This is a genomic window from Paenibacillus sp. cl123 (genome assembly GCF_900101595.1).
In the GTDB taxonomy this organism is placed as follows: Bacteria; Bacillota; Bacilli; order Paenibacillales; family NBRC-103111; genus Paenibacillus_G.
Genome location: NZ_FMYY01000028.1, coordinates 35,661 through 60,254, shown reverse-complemented (window position 1 = coordinate 60,254; position 24,594 = coordinate 35,661). Strand labels below are relative to the sequence as shown.

The 24,594-nt window shown below is 47.9% G+C and carries 33 protein-coding genes; 2 read left to right on the top strand and 31 right to left on the bottom strand.

The window, feature by feature from the left end; genetic code table 11:
• Positions 1-39: 39 nt before the first annotated feature.
• Complete coding sequence (kduI, locus tag BLR08_RS27365; protein ID WP_072331781.1) at positions 40-873, bottom strand: 5-dehydro-4-deoxy-D-glucuronate isomerase; 834 nt, start codon at positions 871-873, stop codon at positions 40-42.
• 361 nt (positions 874-1,234) lie between these two features.
• Between kduI and BLR08_RS27360 the strand changes: the two genes are divergently transcribed.
• On the top strand, positions 1,235-2,545 hold the full coding sequence (locus BLR08_RS27360) for an aminotransferase class I/II-fold pyridoxal phosphate-dependent enzyme (protein WP_072331778.1): 1,311 nt from the start codon (positions 1,235-1,237) through the stop codon (positions 2,543-2,545).
• 117 nt (positions 2,546-2,662) lie between these two features.
• On the opposite strand, the gene BLR08_RS27355 is transcribed toward BLR08_RS27360, so the two are convergent.
• The 18 genes from BLR08_RS27355 to BLR08_RS27270 form a co-directional block, all read right to left on the bottom strand.
• A complete protein-coding gene (locus tag BLR08_RS27355; protein WP_072331775.1) occupies positions 2,663-3,193 on the bottom strand; it encodes a hypothetical protein in 531 nt (176 codons plus the stop codon).
• A gap of 325 nt (positions 3,194-3,518) precedes the next feature.
• A complete protein-coding gene (locus BLR08_RS27350; RefSeq protein ID WP_072331772.1) occupies positions 3,519-4,034 on the bottom strand; it encodes a hypothetical protein in 516 nt (171 codons plus the stop codon).
• 22 nt (positions 4,035-4,056) lie between these two features.
• Complete coding sequence (locus BLR08_RS27345) at positions 4,057-6,204, bottom strand: ABC transporter transmembrane domain-containing protein (RefSeq protein ID WP_143014474.1); 2,148 nt, start codon at positions 6,202-6,204, stop codon at positions 4,057-4,059.
• 161 nt (positions 6,205-6,365) lie between these two features.
• Entirely contained in the window at positions 6,366-6,797 is a 432-nt protein-coding gene (locus tag BLR08_RS27340) for a GNAT family N-acetyltransferase (RefSeq protein ID WP_072331766.1), read from the bottom strand.
• Positions 6,798-6,899: 102 nt separating this feature from the next.
• A complete protein-coding gene (locus tag BLR08_RS27335; RefSeq protein ID WP_072331763.1) occupies positions 6,900-7,841 on the bottom strand; it encodes a class I SAM-dependent methyltransferase in 942 nt (313 codons plus the stop codon).
• A gap of 40 nt (positions 7,842-7,881) precedes the next feature.
• Positions 7,882-8,391, bottom strand: a complete 510-nt coding sequence (locus tag BLR08_RS27330) for a DUF6886 family protein (protein WP_072331760.1) — start codon at positions 8,389-8,391, stop codon at positions 7,882-7,884.
• A 47-nt stretch (positions 8,392-8,438) separates the two neighbouring features.
• Positions 8,439-8,738: a hypothetical protein gene (locus BLR08_RS27325; protein WP_072331758.1), complete on the bottom strand. Its 300-nt coding sequence runs from the start codon at positions 8,736-8,738 to the stop codon at positions 8,439-8,441.
• Between the two features lie 20 nt (positions 8,739-8,758).
• On the bottom strand, positions 8,759-9,379 hold the full coding sequence (gene yqeK / locus BLR08_RS27320) for a bis(5'-nucleosyl)-tetraphosphatase (symmetrical) YqeK (protein WP_256257667.1): 621 nt from the start codon (positions 9,377-9,379) through the stop codon (positions 8,759-8,761).
• Between the two features lie 14 nt (positions 9,380-9,393).
• Positions 9,394-9,957: a suppressor of fused domain protein gene (locus BLR08_RS27315; RefSeq protein ID WP_072331755.1), complete on the bottom strand. Its 564-nt coding sequence runs from the start codon at positions 9,955-9,957 to the stop codon at positions 9,394-9,396.
• A 207-nt stretch (positions 9,958-10,164) separates the two neighbouring features.
• On the bottom strand, positions 10,165-10,800 hold the full coding sequence (locus BLR08_RS27310; RefSeq protein WP_072331752.1) for a pyridoxamine 5'-phosphate oxidase family protein: 636 nt from the start codon (positions 10,798-10,800) through the stop codon (positions 10,165-10,167).
• 15 nt (positions 10,801-10,815) lie between these two features.
• Complete coding sequence (locus BLR08_RS31920) at positions 10,816-11,079, bottom strand: hypothetical protein (protein WP_256257666.1); 264 nt, start codon at positions 11,077-11,079, stop codon at positions 10,816-10,818.
• A 561-nt stretch (positions 11,080-11,640) separates the two neighbouring features.
• Positions 11,641-12,837, bottom strand: a complete 1,197-nt coding sequence (locus tag BLR08_RS27300) for a winged helix-turn-helix domain-containing protein (protein ID WP_072331749.1) — start codon at positions 12,835-12,837, stop codon at positions 11,641-11,643.
• Positions 12,838-13,464, bottom strand: a complete 627-nt coding sequence (locus BLR08_RS27295) for an HAD-IA family hydrolase (RefSeq protein ID WP_072331746.1) — start codon at positions 13,462-13,464, stop codon at positions 12,838-12,840.
• A gap of 48 nt (positions 13,465-13,512) precedes the next feature.
• Entirely contained in the window at positions 13,513-14,214 is a 702-nt protein-coding gene (locus BLR08_RS27290; protein WP_256257665.1) for a histidine phosphatase family protein, read from the bottom strand.
• A gap of 26 nt (positions 14,215-14,240) precedes the next feature.
• Positions 14,241-14,858: a nucleotidyltransferase family protein gene (locus BLR08_RS27285; RefSeq protein WP_072331743.1), complete on the bottom strand. Its 618-nt coding sequence runs from the start codon at positions 14,856-14,858 to the stop codon at positions 14,241-14,243.
• On the bottom strand, positions 14,836-15,687 hold the full coding sequence (locus tag BLR08_RS27280) for an inositol monophosphatase family protein (protein WP_072331740.1): 852 nt from the start codon (positions 15,685-15,687) through the stop codon (positions 14,836-14,838). The genes BLR08_RS27285 and BLR08_RS27280 overlap by 23 nt, the downstream gene beginning before the upstream one ends.
• 44 nt (positions 15,688-15,731) lie before the next feature.
• Positions 15,732-16,121, bottom strand: coding sequence for a VOC family protein (locus BLR08_RS27275; RefSeq protein WP_072331737.1), 390 nt, complete (start codon positions 16,119-16,121; stop codon positions 15,732-15,734).
• Between the two features lie 280 nt (positions 16,122-16,401).
• A complete protein-coding gene (locus BLR08_RS27270) occupies positions 16,402-16,893 on the bottom strand; it encodes a DUF6933 domain-containing protein (RefSeq protein WP_072331734.1) in 492 nt (163 codons plus the stop codon).
• A gap of 192 nt (positions 16,894-17,085) precedes the next feature.
• Between BLR08_RS27270 and BLR08_RS27265 the strand changes: the two genes are divergently transcribed.
• Positions 17,086-17,529, top strand: coding sequence for a cell wall hydrolase (locus BLR08_RS27265; protein WP_072331732.1), 444 nt, complete (start codon positions 17,086-17,088; stop codon positions 17,527-17,529).
• Between the two features lie 104 nt (positions 17,530-17,633).
• On the opposite strand, the gene BLR08_RS27260 is transcribed toward BLR08_RS27265, so the two are convergent.
• From BLR08_RS27260 to BLR08_RS27210, 12 genes are all read right to left on the bottom strand, one after another.
• Positions 17,634-18,200 carry an HAD-IIIA family hydrolase gene (locus BLR08_RS27260; RefSeq protein WP_072331901.1) on the bottom strand — a complete coding sequence of 189 codons (567 nt, stop codon included), beginning with the start codon at positions 18,198-18,200 and terminating at the stop codon, positions 17,634-17,636.
• Between the two features lie 174 nt (positions 18,201-18,374).
• Positions 18,375-18,794: a GNAT family N-acetyltransferase gene (locus tag BLR08_RS27255; RefSeq protein ID WP_072331728.1), complete on the bottom strand. Its 420-nt coding sequence runs from the start codon at positions 18,792-18,794 to the stop codon at positions 18,375-18,377.
• A 53-nt stretch (positions 18,795-18,847) separates the two neighbouring features.
• Positions 18,848-19,318, bottom strand: coding sequence for an NUDIX hydrolase (locus BLR08_RS27250; RefSeq protein ID WP_072331725.1), 471 nt, complete (start codon positions 19,316-19,318; stop codon positions 18,848-18,850).
• Between the two features lie 25 nt (positions 19,319-19,343).
• The gene (locus BLR08_RS27245; RefSeq protein ID WP_072331722.1) at positions 19,344-19,805 is read right to left on the bottom strand and encodes a GNAT family N-acetyltransferase; all 462 of its coding nucleotides are present in this window, start codon (positions 19,803-19,805) and stop codon (positions 19,344-19,346) included.
• 33 nt (positions 19,806-19,838) lie between these two features.
• On the bottom strand, positions 19,839-20,129 hold the full coding sequence (locus tag BLR08_RS32190; protein ID WP_371117762.1) for a histidine phosphatase family protein: 291 nt from the start codon (positions 20,127-20,129) through the stop codon (positions 19,839-19,841).
• Positions 20,021-20,407: a histidine phosphatase family protein gene (locus tag BLR08_RS27240; protein ID WP_256257664.1), complete on the bottom strand. Its 387-nt coding sequence runs from the start codon at positions 20,405-20,407 to the stop codon at positions 20,021-20,023. The genes BLR08_RS32190 and BLR08_RS27240 overlap by 109 nt, the downstream gene beginning before the upstream one ends.
• A 23-nt stretch (positions 20,408-20,430) precedes the next feature.
• Entirely contained in the window at positions 20,431-21,234 is an 804-nt protein-coding gene (locus BLR08_RS27235) for a P-loop NTPase family protein (RefSeq protein WP_072331719.1), read from the bottom strand.
• 114 nt (positions 21,235-21,348) lie between these two features.
• Complete coding sequence (locus BLR08_RS27230) at positions 21,349-21,984, bottom strand: histidine phosphatase family protein (protein WP_072331898.1); 636 nt, start codon at positions 21,982-21,984, stop codon at positions 21,349-21,351.
• 41 nt (positions 21,985-22,025) lie between these two features.
• Positions 22,026-22,535, bottom strand: a complete 510-nt coding sequence (locus BLR08_RS27225; RefSeq protein ID WP_072331717.1) for a DUF1572 family protein — start codon at positions 22,533-22,535, stop codon at positions 22,026-22,028.
• Between the two features lie 19 nt (positions 22,536-22,554).
• Positions 22,555-22,938, bottom strand: a complete 384-nt coding sequence (locus BLR08_RS27220) for an NUDIX hydrolase (protein WP_143014472.1) — start codon at positions 22,936-22,938, stop codon at positions 22,555-22,557.
• A 52-nt stretch (positions 22,939-22,990) separates the two neighbouring features.
• The gene (locus tag BLR08_RS27215; protein WP_256257673.1) at positions 22,991-23,449 is read right to left on the bottom strand and encodes a DUF5662 family protein; all 459 of its coding nucleotides are present in this window, start codon (positions 23,447-23,449) and stop codon (positions 22,991-22,993) included.
• Positions 23,450-23,861: 412 nt separating this feature from the next.
• Positions 23,862-24,593, bottom strand: a complete 732-nt coding sequence (locus tag BLR08_RS27210; protein WP_072331711.1) for an ABC transporter permease — start codon at positions 24,591-24,593, stop codon at positions 23,862-23,864.
• Position 24,594: the final 1 nt, after the last annotated feature.

Sequence of the window (24,594 nt, the reverse complement as noted above, 5' to 3'; positions counted from 1 at the left end):
CTGACGGGACTTGAAGGATGGCTTTAGTCGTTACATCATTTATTTCAGGTCGGTCATCGCAACATGGTCCATATCGGAGAACTCTTGGTTCTCACCGGCCATCGCCCAGATGAACGTATAGTTGCTTGTTCCTACGCCGCTGTGAATCGACCAGCTCGGGCTGATGATCGCCTGCTCGTTGCGGACGACCAGATGACGGGTTTCGGTAGGCTCGCCCATCATATGGAACACTACGCCGTCTTCCGGCATATCGAAGTACAGATATACTTCGGAGCGGCGGTTATGCGTGTGGCAAGGCATCGTATTCCACATGTTGCCCGGCTTCAGCAGCGTCATGCCCATGACGAGCTGACAGCTTTGCACGCCGTTCAAGTGGATGTATTTGTAGATCGTGCGCTCGTTGGAGTTCGTGATCGAACCAAGATGAGCCGGCTCCGCTTCGCTGATCGCGACCTTCACCGTCGGATAATTTTTGTGAGCCGGCGTGGAGCTCAGGTAGAAGCGGGCAGGATTCGCCGCGTCAGCGCTCTTGAACTGAACGTCCTGGTTGCCCAGACCGACATAGAGGCAGTCCTTGCTCTCCAGCGTATAATCGGTGCCATCCACCGTCACGACGCCGGCAGCGCCGATATTGATGATGCCGATCTCGCGGCGCTCCAGGAAGTAGTCGGCGCCCATGTCATGCTTAGGCGCTTCGAGCTTGATCGCAGCGTCAGTCGGTACAGCGCCGCCGGTGATGAAGCGGTCCACGTGGCTGTATACGAGCTTCAGCTCGCCCGGAACGAACAGTCCCTGGATCAGAAACTCTTGGCGCAGGCGCTCGGTATCGTAGTTTTTCGTTTCGGTAGGGTTAGTGGCATAACGGATTTCCATGAACGTTCGTCCTCCTTAGAATAAATGCAGGGTTAGGATACTTCGTAAAGCTCCTCGAAGCTGGCGGATGGTCCTGCGCTCTTGCATGACAAGCGCCCGGAGCTGTCGTAGCCATAGTGTTTAAACGTTTCAATAAAAGCGTTAAAACAACGGCCGGGCAAGCTTCGGATATGCTTCTATCCTATCACAGTTGACGGAGCTGTGCCAAGTTCGAAAAAAACTCAGCCGGCCTTGAGCGCCCGGCGCGGCTGTATCCGGCTTACCGCCGGCAGAGGAAAAACCTCAGTGACGCTCCTGCTTTAAAGTGATATAATATGGGCTGATGCATGCAAGTAATGAAAAGTTGGAAGGAAGGAAATTCATGAACCCTCTAGCTCAGAAATTGAATGAGACGATCGGCCTGGAAAATCCTTATGTGTACGAGATGCTGTCCGAGCTCGGCCGCCAAATTTACTTCCCGAAGGAAGGAATCTTGAGCCAGTCCGCCGAAGCCAAGGCCAAGGCCAAGAAATTTAACGCTACGATCGGCACCGCTCTGGAGAACGGCCAGCCGATGCATCTGAAGGTGATCCAAGACACATTGTCCGCCTATCAACCGAAGGACATTTATGAATATGCCCCACCGGCGGGCAAGCCGGAGCTGCGCTCCGCCTGGCGCGCCAAGATGCTGGAGGAAAACCCTTCGCTGCAGGGAAAAGGACTTGGCAATCCTATCGTAACAAATGCGCTGACGCACGGTTTGAGCATCGTCGCCGACCTGTACGCCGGTCCCGGAGACGCCGTCATCATCCCGGACAAAAACTGGGAAAACTATGAGCTGACCTTCGGCATCCGCCGCGGAGCGGAGCTCGTCTATTATCCGCTATATAACGCGGAGCGCCGCTTCAACGCCCAGGGCTTGCGCAGCGCGCTGCTGGCTCAGAAGGATAAGGGCAAAGCGATCGTTGTCCTCAACTTCCCGAACAACCCGACCGGCTACACACCGGATGCCGATGAAGGCAGCGCCATCGTGGCGGCCATCCGCGAAGCGGCCGAAGCCGGAATCAATGTCGTCGCCGTCACCGACGACGCCTACTTCGGACTCTTCTTCGAGAACTCGCTTCAGGAATCGCTGGCCGGCCAGCTCGCCGAACTGCACCCGCGCATCCTGTCCATCAAGATCGACGGAGCAACCAAAGAAGAGTATGTATGGGGCTTCCGCGTCGGCTTCATTACTTACGCCGGCCAAAGCGATGCCATGCTGGCCGCTCTGGAGCAGAAGACGATGGGCATTATCCGCGCCACGATCTCCAGCGGGCCGCACCCGTCGCAGACGTTCGTGCTTCACGCGCTGCAATCGCCGGACTTCCACGCTCAGAAGCAGGAGAAGTTCGACATCATGAAGGGCCGCGCCAACCGCGTCAAGCAGCTGCTCGACAGCGGCAAGTACGGCGATGTGTGGGAGTACTACCCGTTCAACTCCGGCTACTTCATGTGCCTGAAGCTGAATACGGTCACAGCCGAAGCGCTGCGCACCCATCTGCTCGACAAGTACGGCGTCGGCACGATCGCCCTCGGCGATACTGATCTGCGCGTAGCCTTCTCGTGCATTGAGGAAAAAAATATCGACGAGCTGTTCGATACGATCTATCAGGGCGTGCTTGACCTGCAAGGCGTTCCTGCACAGTCCTAACTGCTTGCTGTTTCCTCTGCCCCCGGTCTTCTGATCCGGGGCTTTTTTTATACGAAATAGAACCGCCGGTTCATCTTACCCGGCGGTTCTCCTTGTCACGCTGAAGCTTATCTTGGTTTACCTATCCATACGCGGACCCAGGCGAGCACAATAATTTTCCAGCTCAGGGAATGGAATGGTGTAAAATGCCAGTTCGTTCACTAGCGTCCTGCTGCCGCCAGGCAGCGAGCAGAGCTTGGCAAGCAGCTGCTTCAGCCCGCTCTCCGGCTCGGCTGCGGTCCAGAACTGAACCTGCCGGACGTCCGGGTTCTCACTCCGGATCAGCCTGACGAAAGCCTGCATAGCGCGGGCGAACAGCAGCGTCCCCCGGTGCCCGTTCTCAATAAAGATCGCTTCGATCTGACAAATCTCCCGATCCTCGTATTGCTGGGGACCTGTACCCAAGACAAAGCCGGCGGCCCCGACGACCTCATACATGTCTTCATCGATAATCAGCATCGCTTTGCCGAACATCAAAGGACTGCTGAAGAAGCTAAGCTTCTGAGGAAAGGAATAGGGCAAATTCAGCTCGCTGTGATGCGAGAGCAGGAACTGCACATACGAAGTAAAGTGAATTTCCAGCTCACACGTACGAAAGTCGTAGGACATTATTTCGGTTGAACTCGGAGCGTGTCGTTAAGAATCGAAATTCTTCCGAAGCCGCTTCCTTTTTTGGTGCCCTTGTCGATGCTGGGTGGGATTGGGAACATATGCGTCGCCTCCGTTTCTGAATATATGAGTGCTTGCTTGCTGAATACCAGGTCCTCAGCTCCGAAAGTGGAGTTGTGACCTTATTTCGGTTGAACTCGGAGCGTGTCGTTAAGAATCGAAATTTTTCCGAAGCCGCTTCCTTTTTTGATATCCTTGATATTGCCAAGGGGTGGGAACATATGCGTCGCCTCCATTCGAAATAATATTTATTCGCTTGCTCTCATTATACTTTATTCCATTTTTCCAAGATAGCCCTGAAGTTGTTAACTTTACTACAGAATATGATTTCTTCGCCATGCGTCCCCATCCGGGAGCCGCAGCGGTCCATGATTTTTCCATATAGCCTGCATAAATAGCCGTTGGAAGCCAAGGCTGCGAGTCTGATTTCCGTTACCTCCGGATGCTTCTCCGTAATGTGGTCGATCAAGTAATTCAGCCCCATCAGAAACATTCTCGTTCCTCGATGCTCCCTACCAAAAATCACCATATCCACTAAAGCCACTTCGCGGTCCCGGAACTCCTGCTCCCTGGTTCCCTGGTAGTAAGCTGCAATTCCGGCCAGAGCGCCCCCTTCTCCTATCGCTAAGAGCAAATGTCCCTCCGTGATGTACCCGTACATCAAGGTCACCACATCGAGCGTACCGAAGGACGGGTGCAGGTCATAGCGATGCTCCAGCATAAAGGAGCTGGCGCGAGCGAAATCTTCGTCGCTTTCACAGGGCATAAAATATCTCTTCACGGCATCGTCCCCTCCCTCATTCTTATGATCGCAGCTCCAGCGTCCGCTGCAGCTCAGCCAGCATATGCGGAGCCTGGTCCAACAAGCGGTGGAAGGCCTCTCGCCTAACCGACAGCAGCACAGCCGGACCTGCCGCTCTCACCGTAGCGTTCCTGCGGGCGTTCCGCAGCAGAGCAACCTCTCCGAAGTGGTCGCCGTCCTGGAGCCAGGCCACCCGCGTATCTCCTTCACCGGGCACCATCTTGAGCACTTCGAACTTCCCGCGGACGATGATGTAAAACTTGTCGCCTTCTTCCCCCTCATGCACGACGGACTCGCCTTCCTTGCACGTTTCGGTCGAAAACAGGCCCGAAACTTCCTGCAGCAGCCCGAGCTCGGTGCTCCGGAAAAAAGGCAGCTTCGCAAGCCGCTCCACCTCCACCGAGGCGCGGAGCCCATCCTGAGACAGATGGAAGCCCTGCTGCTTCTGCCACAGGCTGTCATACAACCCTTGCCGCCTCAGCAGCTCCTGATGGGTCCCGGACTCCACGACTTTCCCGTCCTGGAACACGTAGATGTTGTCCGCCTGAATGACGGACGCGAGACGGTGGGTAACGGAGATGATCGTCCGCTCCCCGCGCATCCGGTTAATCCACGCATTGATGTCCGACTCCGAGGCCGGGTCTAGCGCTGACGTCACTTCATCGAGCAGCAGCAGCTTCGGCTTTCTCAGCAGCGCTCTGGCCAGCGCTATGCGCTGACGTTCACCGCCGGATAAAGTCGCTCCCTCCTGATGAATCCAGGTATCGTAGCCTTCCGTCCAGCCCTCGATAACCTGATGAATGCCGGCATTCCTGGCCGCTTCCACCATGTCCGCTTCCGTAGCTTCCGCGCTGTCAAGCAGCAGGTTGTCCCGGATCGTGGAGTTAAACAGGAAGGTATCCTGGGTGACCAGCACGGACAGCTTTCTCAGCGAGGCTTCGCTTACCGTGCGCAGGTCCGAGTCGTCCATGAAGACAGTCCCCTGTCTCGGGTCGTAGAAGCGCGCCAGCAGCTGCAGCGCGGTGCTTTTGCCGGAGCCGCTTGGTCCGACGAAGGCTACATAGCTTCCCGCCGCTATTTCCAGACTGACATCCTTTAATTGATCGCTGGTCCCGTTGTAGCCGAACGTCACTTCCTCCATGCGAAGCTTACGGAACGAGGAAGGAAGCTCCCAGGGGGCGGCGGCTTCCGCAACCTCCGGCTTATGGGCGAGAATTTCCCCGATCCGCTTGAAGCTGACGCCCGATTCGATCAGACTGGGAATCAGGAACGACAGATTGGAGCCCGATTGGCCGACGCTCATGAACAACGTAAAAAAGGCCATAAAGCCGCCAATCGTCATTTCGTCATGGAAAATTAAATATCCTCCGTAACCAAGCATGGTGCCGTTCAGGATCATAAGCGCCGTTAGAGGCAGGCGTTCCATCAAAGAGTTGGTCATATGCAGCTTTAAGCCTGCCGAGAACAGGTTGTGTATTTGCCCGCGGGCCCGTTCGCGAAACCTCCCCTGCTGATGCAGGCTCTTGATGGTCTTATGCCCCTTCACCGCCTCGTCGATTGTATTCGAAAAACGTTCCTGGGCTTCCTTATAGCCCGTATTGTCGTCCTCCGCCCGCCGCTGGAGCAATCTCGGTCCGACAAACATCAGCGCCGAGCCGGCCACCATGACCAGAGTCAGCTTCCACTCGATGGAGAAGAGCAAAACTAGCCCGAGCAGCACGGCCAGCAGCTCCTTAAGGAACATAGGCGTCGAGACGCGGATCACCCTCTCCACGGAAGACATGTCCCCCGAGAAGCGCGTAACGAGATCGCCGGTACGGTACCGATGGTAGAACGAGAACGACTGCCGCTGCAGATGGTCGAAAAGCTCCGTCCTCAGCTTCCGTATCCCTTCTCCGCTCAGCTTGCCGAGCGCAAAGTCTCCTCCTATGCCAGCCGCGATATTGATCAAGCCGCCAACGATTAAAATTCCCAGGATCAGCAGAAACACTTGAAAATTTTTAGGCAGAAGCGCCTCATCCACCAAATACTGCAGGCTAAGCGGCGCTGCCACTCCATAAGCGACCTCAACCAATAGACTGAATAAAAAAACACCTAATAAAAACGTATATGGAGTAAAATATTTCAACATCGACCTGATCCCATTCAAGGTTACCAACGCCTCCCCGTACTTGTTAGCTTACCGCAGATTGTTCGGGGTGTAAATGACTACAGGGGGGCTGGCTCGCTTAGAGACCTCTCTGGATAACAACACATGAAAAGAGGCCTTGAGGACCCGCCAGGGTTCTTCAAAGCCTCTTGCATCGCCCGTCACGGCGTCGGCGGAATAGCCCATTGGGGAGGACGTTTCATAAAGCGCTCGCCGTCTTTGATAAATCCGTATTTCTCATACAGCCCATGAGCGTCCCGGGTGCCCAACAGCCCCATCAGCCCTTCCAGCTCCGCTATGTCCATAACGGCCTCGACCAGCTTCTTGCCTATTCCTTTGCCGCGGTGTTCGTCATCGACGTATACGTCGCACAAATAAAAGAACGTAGCCCAGTCCGTAATGACCCGCGCGAATCCGACTTGGGCCTCGTTATAATAAACGCCGACGCAATACGAATGCTCGATAGCCTTTCTCGTTCGCTCTTGAGGTCTTGTTTGGGCCCAGTAGCTTCTGGATAAAGACTCAAGCACGGCCTCCACATCCAGCCTGGACTTATCGTCGCTGATCACATAATCGTCATACCGGATTTCCATAGGGCAGCCTCCATCTAATCTTCTATTAAATGGTATTATAAACCAATCCGGATATTTGTATAGTTAATTTTTAGTCCAGTCCTGCCGGCTGTCATCCCAAGTCTAACACTCTCTCCTGATCTTCGTCGCCGTCGCACGCGGGTCCCCAGTCACGAGGCGAAATTGCTCTTGGCCCCTCATCGCCTCCTGCAGGAACGGAATCGACGGAGCAGCGACAAAGCTTCCGCCGACTTGAAGCGCCCGCAGCATTTCCATGAACTTTCTCATATATCCTGCATAGTTGCCGTCCTTGCGGTAGAAGTGATGACTAAAGTGGTTGGAGAACGCCATATGCGAAATCATGGTCCCCCACCTTTCCGCTTCAAACGTCATCTCCAGCCAATTTTTATCGCAGATAAACTCGCCGCTCTCCGCCAGCCTGTCCATGCCGAACGCTTGAATGCCTTGCGCTCGCAGATACTTGACCAGCCTCCCCTCGCGCCCGCAGCCGATGTCCAGCACGGGCTCCTTCAGCTCGTCCAGCTCAAGCTTCATCATGCGGAGCTGCAGCTCCGGCCTGTATTCCTCACACACGACATCAAACAGCCGTTTGTTTTCCCGGTACCTTCTGAACAGCTCTTCTCCATTGGAATAAATAAGAAACGCCTGCAAACGGCGGTAGTGCTGCTCAAACAGCAAGGAGAGCCGCCTCTCTGTGATCGCTTCGCGCCTGCAGGCGGCATCAAGCAGCTGCTCGAAGAAAGCGCGGATGATCGCTGTGAGCAGGTCAGCATCACGCTTGTTGAAATTCATGTACTGGTTGGCCCCCACAAAAGTCTCCAGCACCCGCTTGCTCGCATAGGTCGCCAATTCATGCTTGCGCGTCTCCGGCTCGGATAGCCGCCCATCCGGCCTGCCGACGAGTTCCACGCCTTGCCGGATATACTTGAGTGTTACCGGTGACGGCTCTACGGCCAACCGCCCGTCGGGATCTTCGTAGAACAGGCTCTTCCCGCCATTGTACTGAAGCTGATGCTCGATCAGATGTGCATGTATCGCCTGCATACCGCTCCTCCCTTTTTGAGCAAATGAAGAATGGGCTTCTTTATTTCAGCAGCGCATTTCTCATCCGGATCATCGAAAACTGAACGGTAGACTTTAAGATAGCCTGCTGCAAAGGCAGAAGAGAAGGCGTTAGGCGCACCTCGATGCCATGCGCGGTCAAGCTGCCCAGCAAATCGTCGATTCGTTCGACTCCTTCAGGCTGGACGGTGTGGGTGGCTGTGTAGTAACCCGCATGGCGGTCATATAAGGCAAACTCCTCCGGTTTAAAGGAATACCGGTAGATAGAGCCTGCCCGGACTCTGTCCAGCCAACCGGATTCTATCGCTACGATATGCTTTGTCCGGGAGAGGCCGAAGAAACGCTCGATATCCGATTCCTTCGTATCCTCGTCCGGCCATATGCATACCCTCGGACAATCTCGCGGAAACCAGTAATGCGGAGAATGAAACTCGTCAATCGCCCATACCATCGACGGCTCATCCGGCCGTGACTCCAGCTTCCTCGGCTCGAAGATATCAATATTCGGATTTTCGCTAAAGTGATACAGCATCAAGCTGCCGGCACCCTTTCTGTAGGAACGATCCGACTCTGCGTTTGCTAATGTTCGGACCGGTCGATAAAAGTATGAAGAATTCCAAGCGCTTTGACCTCATACGGTACGCCAGAATCCCAGTAAATATCCTTTACCAGCATATAGATTCCGGCGGATCTAACGGATTTCGACCTCCACTCTATGGGGCTGCCGTTTTTCTTGCATTCAAACTCCGGCTGCGTACACGCAATTCCGTGCTTTTCCGTTAACCATCGTCTGTAATCCGCTTCATCGGGACATGTTAACACCAGCACGACGACGACCAAAGCCAGTAATGCCAGGCTTCGTCTAATCTTCAGCTTCATCTGTAAGAGTCCCGCCTCCTTCAGCCGCCAAAATCCGCTACGAGCTCCTCATATGCATCCTTCAACCATGGATGGACGACCCTTAAGGTTTCCTTCCGCTCCCACAAGTAGTTGATATAAGCGAAGGCTCCACGTGCAAGCGAAGTATTCAGAGAGTCGGTCAGCTTGTCTATATAGGGGGGAGTCCCCGTCTGGTCCCAGGCAATTTTATCAGCGACAAATACGACTTGGTCGAGCAAGGTGGACTTGGCCCTCAGCGTTGTGTGGCAGCTTATGGCATTTAAAATTTCCTCATCCGTCACCTTGAAAATATCTCTGGCCATCACCTTCGACAGCTTCTGATGAATGATCATCGGAAAACGCTCTTCTTCCGGCAAAATGTCAACTTGCAGCTGTCTGGCCGCTTCTATGCGTTCATGATTCGGAATCACGGTGCTGATATCATGCAGCCAGCCGGCTATCTCAGCTGCCTCGGGGTCGGCATGAAACCTCTCAGCGAGCCTCCTTGCTTCACTGCCTACTTCCATACAGTGAGTGGCGGTATGCGGACTTCCGTTAGCCGTGAGGAATGTATGAACATCGCTTTTTAAATCTCCTGTCAAACTCATAGGCTGGATCAGATTTGTCAGAATAGCATGCACGGCAGTTCGCCTCCTTAAATTTCGGCCTCTAAAGCCAGATTTTTTCGGTTAACGTTATACAGCTCGAAGCCGTCCAGATGCCAGAACTTCTCCAGTCCTATCGTCTGAATCAAGTCGATTTCCTCCCTGTACACGGGGTACAGACCAACCAGATTTACAGGTTTGACCGGGAGCTCTACCTTCTGGCGTTCACGATCAATAATCGCCGGCGCAAATACGAAGAAGCCGGACATCCCGGACTCCCCGCTGATCGGCTCGCCCCATGTAAATAAATCTCCGTATGAAAACCTCTTGATGCCTCTCAGCTGCGCAGCGAGGTAAGCAGCCGCAAATCCCCATGCCTCGTCCCCGGTTTCCAGAGTCAAGATTAGCTCGGGCTTCCCGACCCGCCAGTCCGGATGGTCTCCCTCCGACAGTCCGTATGTGATGAAGGTCATCATCCCTTCCTCGGGCAAGTCCTTGTATATAAATACATGCACCGGAGGCCCTCCGTCAACCGCCTCCACCTTCCGGATCGTATAGCCCTCTCCAAATACATGCTCGATATGCTCCAGGTACAGCTCGGCATTTGACTTCATCCTTAGCACCTCCATCTTAAGATTCCGGCATGTATGGACTGCTTCTGCTCCCGCCAAATTAAAAAGACATCAAGTCCTTAAACCTGATGTCTTGGGAGCCGTCTTTAACATCCGGCGCCGATTGTTTGCTTCTTCCAGTATACACGATCATCTAATACTTTTTAACCTTAATTTTCCTGCTGCGCTTCTTCTTTGCAGTCTAATTCGTTAATATAAACGCTTTTCATAGCTTTCCTTGAGCCCCAGCGCTATTTGTTCGACGGAAACGCCCAGCTTTTTGGTATGTTCGGCCAGAATGACCGCAGGGACAGGCAGCTCTTGGGCAGGCGGCCAGGAGGCAGCATCCCACAAGCGTGACCGCTTGAATGCCTTGGCGCAATGAATAAAGCACTCCTCCACCTTCACACCGATTCCAAGGACCGGGATTTTGCCGAACGACTCCGATTGTTTTAAAATGTCTTGATCCTTGATAATCACCGCTTGTCCATTGATTCGCAATGTCTCTTCCAGTCCGGGGATGATAAAAATTAAGCCGATTCGCGGGTTGTCTAAAATATTCCGGAGCGTATCGAACCGCCGATTGCCGGGACGCTCAGGGATCACCAGATGCTGCTCATCAATAACCGTTACGAAGCCTGGCAAATCTCCGCGCGGCGACACATCGCAATAACCGGCTGAATCGCTGGTGGCGACGAAAACAAGCGGAGTCCGGAATATAAAATCCCGGCAATGCCTGTCTATGGAAGTTATCGCTTTGTTGTTGACCAGCTCGCTTGGGAATCCGCATAACGCCCGCAATTCTTCTTCCGAAGCTACCATGTCTTGGAAAACCTGTTCTGTCATTGTCGTTTGCCACCTTTACGATGTGGTAGGGGAGTCCTGGCCGACAGGGCTCAAGAGATAGTCAATCCCCCACGCCTTGGCCAATACGTTCATCTCTTCCGATGTTTGCACAATAAAAGCATCCACCGCTTCTTTCGTAAAATAGATCGGTTTAATCCGGGGTTCATTGCTGTCATCTTGCAGCCAGCCGATCTTCAGATCCCTGTACCGGCTCACCTCGGCTTGGGTAACGAACGGCTCCATGGGGAACGCCTCCGCTTGCTGCAAGCTGTGAACCACTTCACGTCCCCACTCCTTACCGTGCAGCAAAATAAATTCTATTTGACTAACTTCCTTATTATATATGTTCCGTTTCTCTTGATGGCTTCCCTGGCAATCGCGTTCAAATTCCGCATAAATCGTTTCCGTCCACCTTAAATCTGCATAAATGTGAGCCATATATCCCAGCACAAATTGCTGCCAATTCCATGCTTGATTCCGCTGTAAAAACGCCAAGCAGCTCTCTTGAAGCAGCTCTATGCTTGGAAACCGGTCTTCTGCCACCAGGTGCGTAAATCCTTTATCCTGCCTGGTTACCTTCTCTCTCACATGCAGAGCATCGGGCGCAATGCTTCCTACTAAAAAATGAGGAGAAGGCTTACATGCAGTTAATTGTGCAGCGATTGCAAAATGAACCATCGGCCAAGGCATCTGCGATCCCCATTTCATTCCTTTTTTTTCATACTATGGATCTGATCGTATCACCGGAACAGCGTTCCCACAAGCCTTATTTTGGCCAATACCCGTTTGCAGCACGTGAAAATATCTGTCCGATTTTCCCATGCTTCGGCCTCCCTTGTATCAATCCGAGAGGTCAGGAACCGCAATAGTTTCACAACCATTGAATCGTGCAATCCTTTGGAAACAATCGTCCAAGGCCGTCCGCAATTCCTTCGTTTGCACTACGCCGTCTTCGAACCATATGTTTTTAACGACAAGCCTCCCAGCCTTGCGCTCCGCTACAGCCTCTACACGTCCGATGAAATTCTCGCCATACAGCAAAGGCAGCACGTAATATCCGAATTTCCGTTTGAAGGCAGGCGTGTAAATTTCCCAGGTATAGTCAAAGCCAAATAAGTTGTTGATGAGCTTCCTGTCCCAGATCAAGCTATCCAGCGGGGCTATCAGCTCGCAGCGGTATTCCGGCTCCGGGTTGTTCAGGACGGCTTCAATAAGCGGCAAGTCCTCCGAGCGGCAATACAGCATATCCTTCATTTGTTCAACGGTCACAGCCATAATGCTGGCTTCGTTCAATAACTGGCGGAAAACCTCGTTACGCTCGGCCGCTTTCAGTCCCCGTATGTTCAGCCAAGCATCCGATGCGCGATTCCATAAAAGGCCGACAGCGCCAATCCGACGCAATACCCGCCATTTTTGATGATCGAGTTCGTCGGGCAGCGGCTCCGGACTATTCAGCAGATTGGCTGGTATGTACTTTTCAGCGATATCGTAATATTTTCGCGCGCCTTTTTTGTGATGGATAATCAACTCACCTGTCGCATACATCTGTTCCAGTACCGAACGAGAGGAATTGTTTCCACCGCTCCAATGAATAACCGATCGCCAAGCGAACTTTCCATCCAATTTTAAATCATCTGAACTTAGCGCGCCAAACTTTTGGATATGATCCCTTGCTTGCTCAGTCAAAGCTTGCATATCAGGATAGCGTTCAGCATGCTGCCGGGCGGCCCGTCTGTATCGCTCAAAATACGGCCAGTCCTCAACAGGAATAATCGCAAGATTTTTATCCGGATAATCGACTAAACTTCTATCTTCATACAGCACTTCGTGAAGCATGTTCATGTTAAATCCCTTAATTCGCGAGAGCAGCGCCAGCTCGGCATTTTTTCCGCAAACATCAATGGGATCGTACTGTATACACCCTGTCTGCCGAACAAAATCCAATATGCCCTGCTTTCCTGCAAATTTATATTCGCCCAACAGACCATGCTTCAACAACATAAACTGCCGCGCTTGGCGGTTTGTTAATCGAATCATTTATGCACCTGTTTCTTTAATTTCGCTTATAAAAGCGGCTTTGTTATTCAGCATCGGTTCAACTTGTTCTATCCACCGATGATCTTTATCTGCCAGCAATGTTGTCCATCCCAGCTCAGCCGCAGGCTTTAAATTTTTTTCTTGATCGTCAATGTAAATGATGGTTCGGCTGGAATGCTCGAACTGCTTCTCAACATGCTGGAATATTCGCAAATCGGGCTTGCTTAACCCAACCTGATTGGATATGGTGATGCTCTTCGCGTAGGGTTCAACCTTTTCCAGAGTTGGCCCCAGCCATTCCTTGCAGTGATTGCTTACGATATGAATATCTGCCGCATGGCTCCAATGAACCAAGCGGCTCAAGCCGGGAAGCGGCTCCAAGGATTGAATCAACATCTCACGGGCTTGTTGCATGTTAATCTGACTTATGCGAATGCTTAACCACTCCCAAAACTCCTCTTCCCGGATGCTCCCTGTCCACAGCTCTTTTCGGACCCCATCGAACTGTTCTTTGATATTTTGAAATGAAATACCCGTCCCCTCAGCAAACTTCAGCCACAGTGCGGGTGAAATATTGCTTACCAGCACGCCGGCCAAATCCAATACGAGCTGCGGTTTTGCGGTCATTCTCTCCACTCCTTTATCTAAGCAGGCTGGCTAGAAACAGCTTGGTTTTCATGCCTCTCTCCTTGGGGCAGACAGATGATCTACGGAAGCAAAATCTTCAATAACGAAACTCTCGCCGTCATAGTTCAGCTTCGTTATGGCGCATTCGGAGACTAAATTGCTCTGTTCAGCAATAAAGCTGGGATGAAACTGATTCAACACCGCTTCAGAAAATGTATTTACCAGAAAATCGGTTATTAGTCCTCCATGCGTAACGATAACAACCTGACTGCCGGGAGGGTAGGTGTTCACTAACTCCAGCAATAACGAGGACATCCGTTCAGACGCCTGTCTGGCAGAATCGCCTACGGGCGGAATATAGTCCGGCTCACGCGTACATTTTTCCCACATCTCGACAAACTCTTGAAAAGTTTGCTCCGGCAAGTCTCCCCAGTTAGCTCGCTCCCGCAAACGATTATCCCTGATGAGAGGCACTTTTACTTCTGCCGCTATGTAGTGGGCAGTTTCAACTGCTCTTCGAAGCGGGCTGGAGATGACGGCGTCTATTGACCAAGGAGACCGGGATAGATACTGAGCGGTTAACTTCGCTTGCTCCATACCCGCCGGAGTAATAGGCACATCACCTATTTCTTTTTGCTTGATCGCATGCCTGATAAGAAAGAAGCGAATATTCGAATTAGGCTTGCTAACCCTGCTTTCAGCAAGCCTAGTTGAACTCCCCGCTTGTCTGCTCTTTTCGGTTCGTACCAACGAGCATCCCTCCTCGGAATGTCATTCTACTGGATCATAGGTTGAAATTGCGTTTTATTCGTGTGCGATAACGCTTTCTCTAACAATTTCTTATCCCAGCCATGCACTAACAGCGCCTGAACAATAGCATCAACCCGGTCCTGCCTTTTCCTTCTGATATTTGATTCTAATTGAATTTCCAAGGGTACGACCGGAATCGCGCCACCCTCAAAATCCACGAACTTAGCCAGTTCCCAGATATACTTCCCGCCTTCCCATATCCCGTCGCCTTGATCGGAATCGGGTATGCCGGCGGAATTTGAAATATGTACAAGCTCAACCTGAAATTCGCCGATCTTCCATTTGCCTTTCGTCCATGTGAATCCGGAAGAAAAGGATTGCGTAAAAAATGGTTCTTCGTCGGAGGAAAGCCATGCCGGATCGGAATAGGCAACATCTGCTTTAGCCTTCAAGTTGTATTTCTTGAACAGCGCGGCGATTGGAGCTACATCTTCCCTATTCCGAACATATATATCTAAATCTCCTGGAGTCATAACCGCATGCTGCAGGACGGAGCCTACAGAACCGACAATTATCCATTCGTTGGTTAGACCCGATTCGGCATACAGCTCCGTGAACGTTTTAAGGGCTTGCTGCCACGTCATTTTGTGCCTCCCTTTCTTCATTCCTCCAGTCGCCCAGTCCTTCTCTTACGACGCGTAAAATATCATCTTGATGTTCTTTATGACATGCGATTAAATACGGCTCGTCACACATACCGATAAACGGTTTGCCATCAAAGTCTACGACGACTCCCCCGGCTTCCTTAACCATTAACACGCCCGAATAAAGATCATCCCCTTCGGAATTAAACAGAATGATCCCGTCTATATTTCCCTTTGCGAGCATACACCACTGCAGCGTAGGCGCCCACAATCTCATCATTCTCTTAAAATTCGCATCAATATGCCGCCTTAATTGAACAGCCTGCTTGTTATTTTGAACCTTGTGGCCTTGAATCCACCCTATATTTCCTTTCCACAGATCAGGGTTTCTTCTCACCTGCATCGGTTTATTGTTGCAATAAGCGCCTTCGCCGACAGCAGACACAAATAATCGGTCTGTCATCGGTTCGTATACAACACCCAGGACAGGCTCTCTTTTATACATCAAAGTAATGGATGTCGTAAATACGGGTAAGCCGATTGCATAATTGTTGGTGCCATCCAATGGGTCGATTAGCCAAAGCCAGTCGGATTCCGGGCCAAGATCACCTGCTTCTTCACTATGAATTCTATGAGTAGGGAAGTTCAATCGGATTTCAGGCAGAATGATTCGCTCAGTCAAATGGTCCACTTCTGTCACGACATCGCCATACTCATCTTTAGTCGTTAACTGGGCAAAGTTGTCAAACTTATCTTTAGCTAAAATGCCTGCCGAGCGAATAACTTTTTCAGATATTACCTTTGCAAGCTGAATGACATGGCGGTCCATAGTTCACCTCTGCTATAGGATCTAATCATTTGCGATCGCTTTAGTTATTCTTTATTTCCCGAACCAAAGCCTATTATATAACCATCCGGGTCTCGTACAGAAAATTCCTTCCATGATCCCCAGTCATGCTCCGTTACCTGCGGTTCTGCTGCGATAATCGCGCCGCCCGATCGTAGTTCCTGATATAACGCGTCAAGCTCACCATGGCTTTTTACATAAGCATAGGTATTCCATGCCCCTTTATTGGGCCTCACATCTTCCGGGTCCTCTGCTTGAATCAATTTAAAACCCAACGCACACTGGTCGCGAATCGCCCAGTGTTCGTTTACTTCACATCCCAAGGCTTCTTCGTAATATTTTCTTGATTTCTCGATATCCGAAACTAATAAGACAGTAAGAGAATTTTCAATCTTCGCTTTGATTTTCTCCGTCATTACATCTTCACTCCTGTGCCCATGGAAATTTTACCCAAATAGAATATAGCGAATATACGTTCTAATGTAAAGAAACTTATTCGATTATGATTTCCTTGGGATTAGACACCAGCTTAATCTCCTTTGTTGTTTCCTCTTCTCCTGTACTAAATGCTGCTTTGGCTGTTATGGAATATCTGCCGGGTTCAGATATAGACAATGTTCGAAACTGTTCGGAATGGGTATCCAAATAATAGTACCGCTTTTTTGAACAGCTGTCGTCCCTTTTTGATTGTCTGCCCTACATTCCATTCAAATATTGTTTTCGAATAGTTTCTTTAAACAACGCGATAGGTTCCTTGTAATCAATAGGTTTATATATCAATCTGTTAAGCCATTTCAACCTTTGTATATTGTCAGGAAAGTCATCCGAGCTAAAGAGGGATACTTCTTTCATCGTTCCCAGTACACTTCTGTTATCGGTCTTGGAAATAATCATGGCGGATGCGTCATTAAGATACGAATCGATTAAAGACGATTCGATACCTTCACTTTGTAAATAGGCTTCAAGGGTAAGCAAAAATTTGTCTTTCAACACTTTAAGCTGCGCGGATCTGACTCCATCAATAAGGATAGAAAGCCTTGTAAAATCATTGACAAAAAGGATGTGTTTTCTGTTATTCAGCTTATAGATGTTCACATGCCAACTAAAAAAGGAGGAGACATCCTTGTCGTCTACTTGGGCTATTTTCATGTCTTTCAATAAGGATTGAGTGAATTTCAGAGCGATCATTTATTATCATCCCTTCCCTTTTCTCGGAAATATCCCGGTTCCTGCATAAAATAATCTCAACAGTCTGTTGTCCGAAGAACTAAAGTATGGAACTGAAGAATAAAGTATTAGAGTACGTTGTAGACTGAGAAAATAAAGTATTAGTCAGACGACGGCGATATGATGAGCCCAGAAATCTAAAGAGGTGAGCCAATGGCAGTCGTAAAAGCGAGGAAACAGGATATTGATATGCTGGCGAGGTTGCTTCGAGCTGAAGCTGAGACCGAAGGCGAGGCGGGCATGCTCCATGTTGGCACTGTTGGCATTAACCGTGTAAGAGCGAATTGCTCCGACTTTAAAGGAATCCGGACAATTCCCCAGATGATCAACCAGCCGCATGCGTTCGAAGCGTTGCAGCATGGCTTGTACTATCAAAACGCAAGAGATAGGGAACGCCGTCTGGCGCAACGAGCTGTGAATGGCGAGCGGGGCTGGCCAGCCAAATTTTCCCTCTGGTATTTTCGTCCAGGAACGTTCGAAAATCCCGGGCCATGTCCGCCAACTTGGTATAATCAGCCGTTGGCAGGACGCTGGAAGAAGCACTGCTTTTATGAGCCGACCGCGGAAGAATGTGAAAATGTATATAATACGTTTTAACCTGACCTGTCACAGCCATGTGCCGCGTAAATCGCGGCTTTTTTAGGTTTGGTGGACTAAGGATCTACTGCGATGATGCCCGAGATATGGGATGGTGCAGATGCTTACTCTTCACAAGGACTTGTTACCAGGTTTCCTTTATTAGCAATAATCCAATGTGCCGCATCTAAAAGATCCTCCGCTATGTAATCAGGTTCTGTCTGACTCCACTTATGACGGTATGTGGTTAACGAAGCTGCTCCCCAGCCTGTCTTCACGATAATTTTTTTCGCACCCACGGCATGAGCGGCTAGCATATCGGTATCCCCAACATCACCTATTACGATGCATCTTGTCAAATCTAGTTGATGTTCTTCAGCGGCATCCTGCAGCATGCCAGGCTTCGGCTTCCTGCATCTGCATTCTTCTTCGTGCGGACATATGTAGGCTTGATCGAATCCAAAGGCTCTAAATTGATCCTCAAACTCTTGAACAGTTGCTTCCCCTCGACCTATACGGTATTGATTGGTGAACGCAAATACTCGTAATCCTTCTTCTTTCAATAAATGAATGGCCGTTTGTGAATTGGCATACAGGGTAAAATTGCTGGGATGTATAAAATGCCCCGTACCTCCTATCGTTCCGTCTCTGTCTATGAAAACAGCCTGAATCCCGGCGGTTTGTTCGATCATGGCTACCTGTCCTTTCTTAGGGCGTTTTACGTTACACCCCTTGAATGAAAAAACGCCTCTTAAGTACTTAGGAATGTTCCGATCAAAGAACAACTCCCACATACGAAAGAGGTACTTATCATGAAGTATAAGTTTGAGCACAAGCATAGTCAACGAATTATAGAAAGTTTCGCTTTAATTAAGCTCTTTCTTGAGATAGTAGTGCTTGCTCCCTTGAGGGGCGTTCTCGATAATCCCCATTACTGCGTAACCATGTTTCTTGTAAAATTCGGGTGCTTGGAAACTGAACGTATTGAGCTTAATGAATGTACATTCCTTGGATCTGGCTATTTGTTCGGCTTCCTCTAACAATCGCTTACCTAGCCCTTGTTTACGATAGTTATCGTCTACCCAAAGAATGTCAATCTCCATCCAGTTCCAGCAGATGGCACTATTAAGCCCGGCAATAATTGCTTCATTCTCATCTTTAATACATAGATTCACTTCTTCATACGTGTCGTTTGAAACGTATTTGGAATTGAACTCAATTAGTTTTCTTCTTATGTAATTGGCCTCGTCACTTGTACTTCGATTCAATCGCGTATTAAGTGGCACTAAGATCCTCCTACTTTCTTCGCTCAGTATGTGGCCCACCGTGCTAATACGGGTTATATGAAATCTGGGCCTTCCTCAATACCCCCACTGAATGTCCTTCTCATAGAATGATGTTTGTTGAACTCAACTAAAAATTGTTCTTTATATTCCATACAATACTCAATTTGTTCTCTAAAGCTCTTCCAAGTTATTTTCTGTAACGCCTCTTCTATTGTGAAAAATCCAATCTCCAGGCTATCACTCGATGTTCTAAACTCTCCCCCAACGGGTCTGCCTAGAAATAACGTGTTACAAACGGAATCCTTTACATTCTGAAACATCCCGCAAAACTTCATAATTTCTATGTCTATTCCGGTCTCTTCTTTAGTTTCCCGGATTACGGCAGAGGAAAGCGATTCTCCTTCTTCAACTCTACCGCCTGGAATTTCCCATCCTCGCTTTGGTCCATTGATCAATAAAATCTCATTATTCTTATTCAACACAACCGCGGCGGCGGTCACTGTATGTTTTGGAGACGTAGTCATTGCAGTTCCTCACTTTTTATTTCCACTAATTTATAAAATGGTTCTCCATTACCTCTTCTGCTCTTCTAAATCCATGTCTTTCATAAAATTCCACACTGGTTTCACTAGGCCATACTGTCAAAAAAGTTAACCCGTTCTCTTTGGCCCAGTGATTTACTTCTGTCATGATCTTGCTCCCAAATCCTTTGGATCTGTATTCGGGTATCGTATAGACATTCGTAACATATCCATAAGGGGATTTACTTCGTCCTGGTCTCGGAATGGTATCAATTATTTCTACAAATACGTGTGAAACTATCTTCCCTTCTATTTCCGCTACCCAAACAGTCCATCTGTCGGATTCAAACATTTCTTCGAAGAATAACCTGCATTCAACCGAAAACGATTCATATAGATTTGGCTCTAATTCCTTGAACTCTGCCGTAAAGTCATATCTCATTTTGATTAACTGATCCATATCATTCCTATTGCTCTGACGTATAATCAAGTTACGCCCTCCAGTATAAATCTCATTCAAAATTCAACTCCACAGTCTAGTGGCACTCTTAAATGTATGCTCTTCAAATTCTAATTTATAAATGTCAGGCATCGTTAAAGATCGCCAAAACTCATAGCTGTACCTAGGATCAACATAATTCATCATTAACGTCATAATATCTCCGTGAGTTCCTACGACAATTCTTTTCCCTTTAAACTCCTCAATCATCCTGTTAAATACACGCGCAGCCCTTTCCTGAGCTTGTTTGCTGGATTCGCCGCCCGGAAACGAAAAATTCCAGTCCTCATATACTCGTCTCTTCGAGTTAAAAATTCTTCTTTTGGTATTGTAAATTCTTCTCCAGCTAGCTGCCTTTCTCTTAAATCTTCTTCTACTATAATGTCCTTATTCAATTCAATAGCCAGGCCCTTGATCGTAAGGATAGCTCTTTCATATGGACTTGAAATCAATATTTCAATATCTTCGCTCATCAAAGTCTCTTTGACCTTACATGCATCCTGCTTTCCTTTCTCCGATATTCCCCTCGATCGCTCCATTCCCGCTGTGTAAGGCGATTCCGCATGTCTGACAAAGTACACTTTTGTTTCCATCACAATCACTTCCCCGATCATACTCACATTTTACATATAGCGTTTGAAAGAACTTGTTTAATACGTTCAAACATGTCATCCCAATTTCTATCTGAATTATCCAAAATGAAGGATCGAAACGGAAGACGATTGATCGCTTGAAGCTCCAGATTTTTGCGTTTGATATAGTATTCGATCGTTTTCGGATCTGACCAATGCGGCTTTGAACGAATATGTGCTGTATGTTCCAGCGATTCTTGAACACTAGTTTGGGATATATAAAATAATACCGGATTTAATGGACTAATAATGTTCGCCAGTTCTCCGATATACTCCGTTATTTCGTTCTCATCCACATGCGGATACATTCTATTAATATCATGAATTTGATGTTGAAATAGAACACTCTCAAAAATGGTTAATATGGGATTTTCTAGGACTTCGGCAACATACTGTTTGAATCTTTTGGAGAAGACCTTTTTGAACATATCAAAAGGGACTGCAGCCTTGTCGGTATAGCAAAACTCTCTCGAACTCAAAAATGTTACCAGTTCATCATTTCTTGGATTCAGTTCAGAAGTTTTATAGGGAACTAATACATAGTCAGCTTCAATAATTGAATGCTGTTTAAACCAAACGGTTTGTTCGGGATAATTTCCTAGTAATGTATGATATTCGTGCAGAGAAAGGAATGCGTGAAAGGGGAGGTCTATGGGATGTTCGCAGCCTTCCGTATAAAGATTCGAAGCTATCCCTTGTTCTTTTAAATGATCATACAGCAACTGCGAAGTGGTTGTTTTCCCTGAACCCGGGATGCCCTCCAAAAGGATTAATTTTGTTTTTGTCAATAAAATCCTCCGTTCCAAAAGATGAGGCACGCTAAAAAACCTTACTAAGATATGGCTTCAATAGTTGATCTGACAAATCATCCTACATCATCTCCCGATTGACATGAGATAGAACTAACCCTCTACAGGTTTTTCTTTAAAATGGGTTGTATCCCCATGCATCATAATTTCCATTTCATCATTGTGTAGTACTACTTTACTTAAGCAAGCCGGATGTATATAGGGAGGGTTCCAAATATCTTTTAATGGTCTGTTTTCAAAGTAAGCCATCAGCAATTTAACTACAACGGTATGAGTTACAATCAGGATGGTTTTTCCCGCATGGGTTTCTGCAATCCTCTTACATGCACCAATACTTCTAGTCGCTACTTCCTCGAACGTTTCGCTTCCTTCTACCCAAAACTTGCCCGGATCCTCCCAGAAATTACGAAACTCCTCCGGGAATAATTCCTTCACTTCCGACTGGGTTTTGCCTTCCCAAATTCCAAGATTAATTTCTCTTAAGTCATCACTTTCGAACATACGAATATTTCGAGTATTCCTGATAATTTCCGCAGTCTTCTGTGCTCTAGGACTTGAACTCGAATAAATAACATCTATGGCCTCATTAAAAATAGCTTCGCTTAACCATTCGGCTTGTCTGATTCCTAACTCTGTTAAAGGAGAATCTTGGTGTCCTTGCATGCGATGATGCACATTCCACTCTGTCTGCCCATGCCTTACCAAATAAATAGTGGTTTTGTTATCCATTTCGAACTCTCCTCCGCTTATTATGAGATCACTTAATGTCATTAGTCATACTTCCACTTCAGTTCTCCTTTTCTCATCTTGGCGATATAAATAATTTGTCCTGTATGAAAATGAACTTCTCTTACCATTTGGATTAACAGATTCATGGCTGTTGTTTCGTTGTTAAAAGCACTATAGGTAAGTGCCGGTTTTTTCAAATAGGGCTGAGAGGTTAGCAGCTGGGGCTGTTCTTTCATTTTCTCTAAGTATTGAATGATTAAGTTAAAAGCTTCCATTCCAATCCTTAATACCTGTTCTTTAGTCAAGATAAGGCCCTTTTCGAACTCTTTCTCTCTTTCCCTTGTATCGGGTATGTCAAAAAGCAAGATTTCGATTCTTGAGTGAACAGTACCTCGAATATGAGAAACAAGATTAGCAATGCTGTTGCTTTCATTGGTCGGCGCCCAAGTGATATCCTCTTCATCTAGCTGTTCTATACATTGAACAAACCATTTTCTCTCCGGTATAACTTTACTTAGAACGCTATCAATAAATAAAGCGGAAACATCCACAAAATCCACGCCTTTCCTATTAATTTTGTTTTTTTACTATTAAATCTCTTATCGGGTTTGTTATTTTATCAAAGTAATTCAAATCTCCAACATCTATCCATTTCACTTCAATAATGTCCTCATTATACTTTTCAATAAATTCAGTTTTAATAGCTCCTCCAATTATTTCTGCTGCGAATGTATATTTTCCATGTTGCTTGTGTAACAGGTCGACGATCTGGATTACATAACCAGTTTCTTCTTGAACTTCTCTTACACAAGCTTCCTCGGGGGTTTCCCCCTCTTCGATTCCGCCACCTGGGAAATTCCAAACAATGTCTCCTCGCTCAACATATTGCTTCACCATAAGCAAATGAGGAGGATTAAAAATGACAGCTTGAGAAATAATTGCGACTGCCCCCATTCTGAACGTAATTAACTTATCAAAACTGTCGGCTACATGCCGAACCGCCGATTCATCTCCTCCCTTGAGAGGAAGGAGTATTCTCGGCTTTTTGAGATAAAATCAGTAATAGTTCTTGTCTTGTCTCCGGATGAAGTATGATTTTATCTGACTCCATCATTCTTTCCGGCAAGGTTGATTCCTTTACTTTTCTTCCCCACTTTCTTGAAAATGAACGCCAGTCACAAACCATTTCTATAGCATACTTCCTGGGCATTTTTAAAGCTTCTTTACTATTCTGATTGACTACCCAATACTCCCAATGATGTTTATTATGGTGCTGGTGGTGCAGCCACGCGTACTTCCACTTCAACTCTGCTTCATCATTCTTCTGATTGGTGTAAAATTTGCGGGCATAAGGAAAGAATTCATTAGGCAGGAATTTAGACAAATCATGTAGGATGCCTTGAAGATATAAGCCTTCTTTCCAGCATTCAACAAGAACATTGAGCTTGTGCTCTACGACATACAGAAAATATCGCCAACAAGCCTTTAGAATAGCGCTCCCGCCTTTTCTAGAAATTTGAAGTACTTTCCTTAATATTAAAATAACCGAATGCTATAAACACACGGCTATACGGATGTGCAAGGAAGACCATTACCTGCGCAAGATTAAAAGGTATTTCTATATCTTACCACATGTCCTTATGATTGGATAGAATGTATGTTCTCCATGTCTATCCGGGTAACATTAATTTTGATAATGTTGTTGAACCGCATTAGAAGCTGAATATAAGCCATTATAAGCAAGCAAAACCTAATCATAACGTCCCTGCTCATTTTGAACGCCAAAACCAGCTACCCTCGTATAATAAACGGCTTTTCCCGCAGGGTTTTCAGGTGTCAGCACACCTTATTTTTTTCATCATAAAGCCTCCTTGGCATTAGGACGAGATTACATCCTTTGTCTTTAACCGATGAATAGACATGGACACAAAAGTAATAATGAAAACCATATTCATCACCCAAAATAAATTGCTCTGTACCGCTGTCAGCTTATCTTGGCTCAATACGCTCATGCCGATGGTGAGCAGGGAGAACGGAAAAAATAGGCCAAGCTTGGCCAAGTACATGCCAAGACCTGTAAAGACCGCACACAGACTAATACCGATAGGCGTTGCGAAGCTGCGGAACCGCAGTGACAGTCCCAGCTGCAAAGCGCTAATGGACAGAGAAGCATACCATCCGCGAAACGCCCATCCTAGTGTTTCTATTGGGAAAGGCTCCTGTATGGAGAAAAAGGTGCCTGCAAGCAGGTAGAGCCCCATAAACAGCGCTTGCACAGCTAGCATTAAAATGCTAACGACAATCATTTTGGCAAGAAATATACATCCGACCGTGACCGGAGAAGCCAATATCATATTCCAATTCCGGTTCTGCTGTTCCAGTCTGCATACATAGGAACAGCAGATAGCAATCAAGATAGGCAGGAAAAACTCACCATAAAACAGGCTCACTTGGGTCCAAAGGCTGTGCCAACCGTTTTGTAGAACATCCTGGTTAAAGTAGTAATTCGCGCATCCGATCAGCCAGCTTAGGATGGGAAGGACTGCGAGTACCAGACCGATCCGGGAATGCCGTAATTTTAGCCATTCAGCGGAAATACTTTGCTTCATT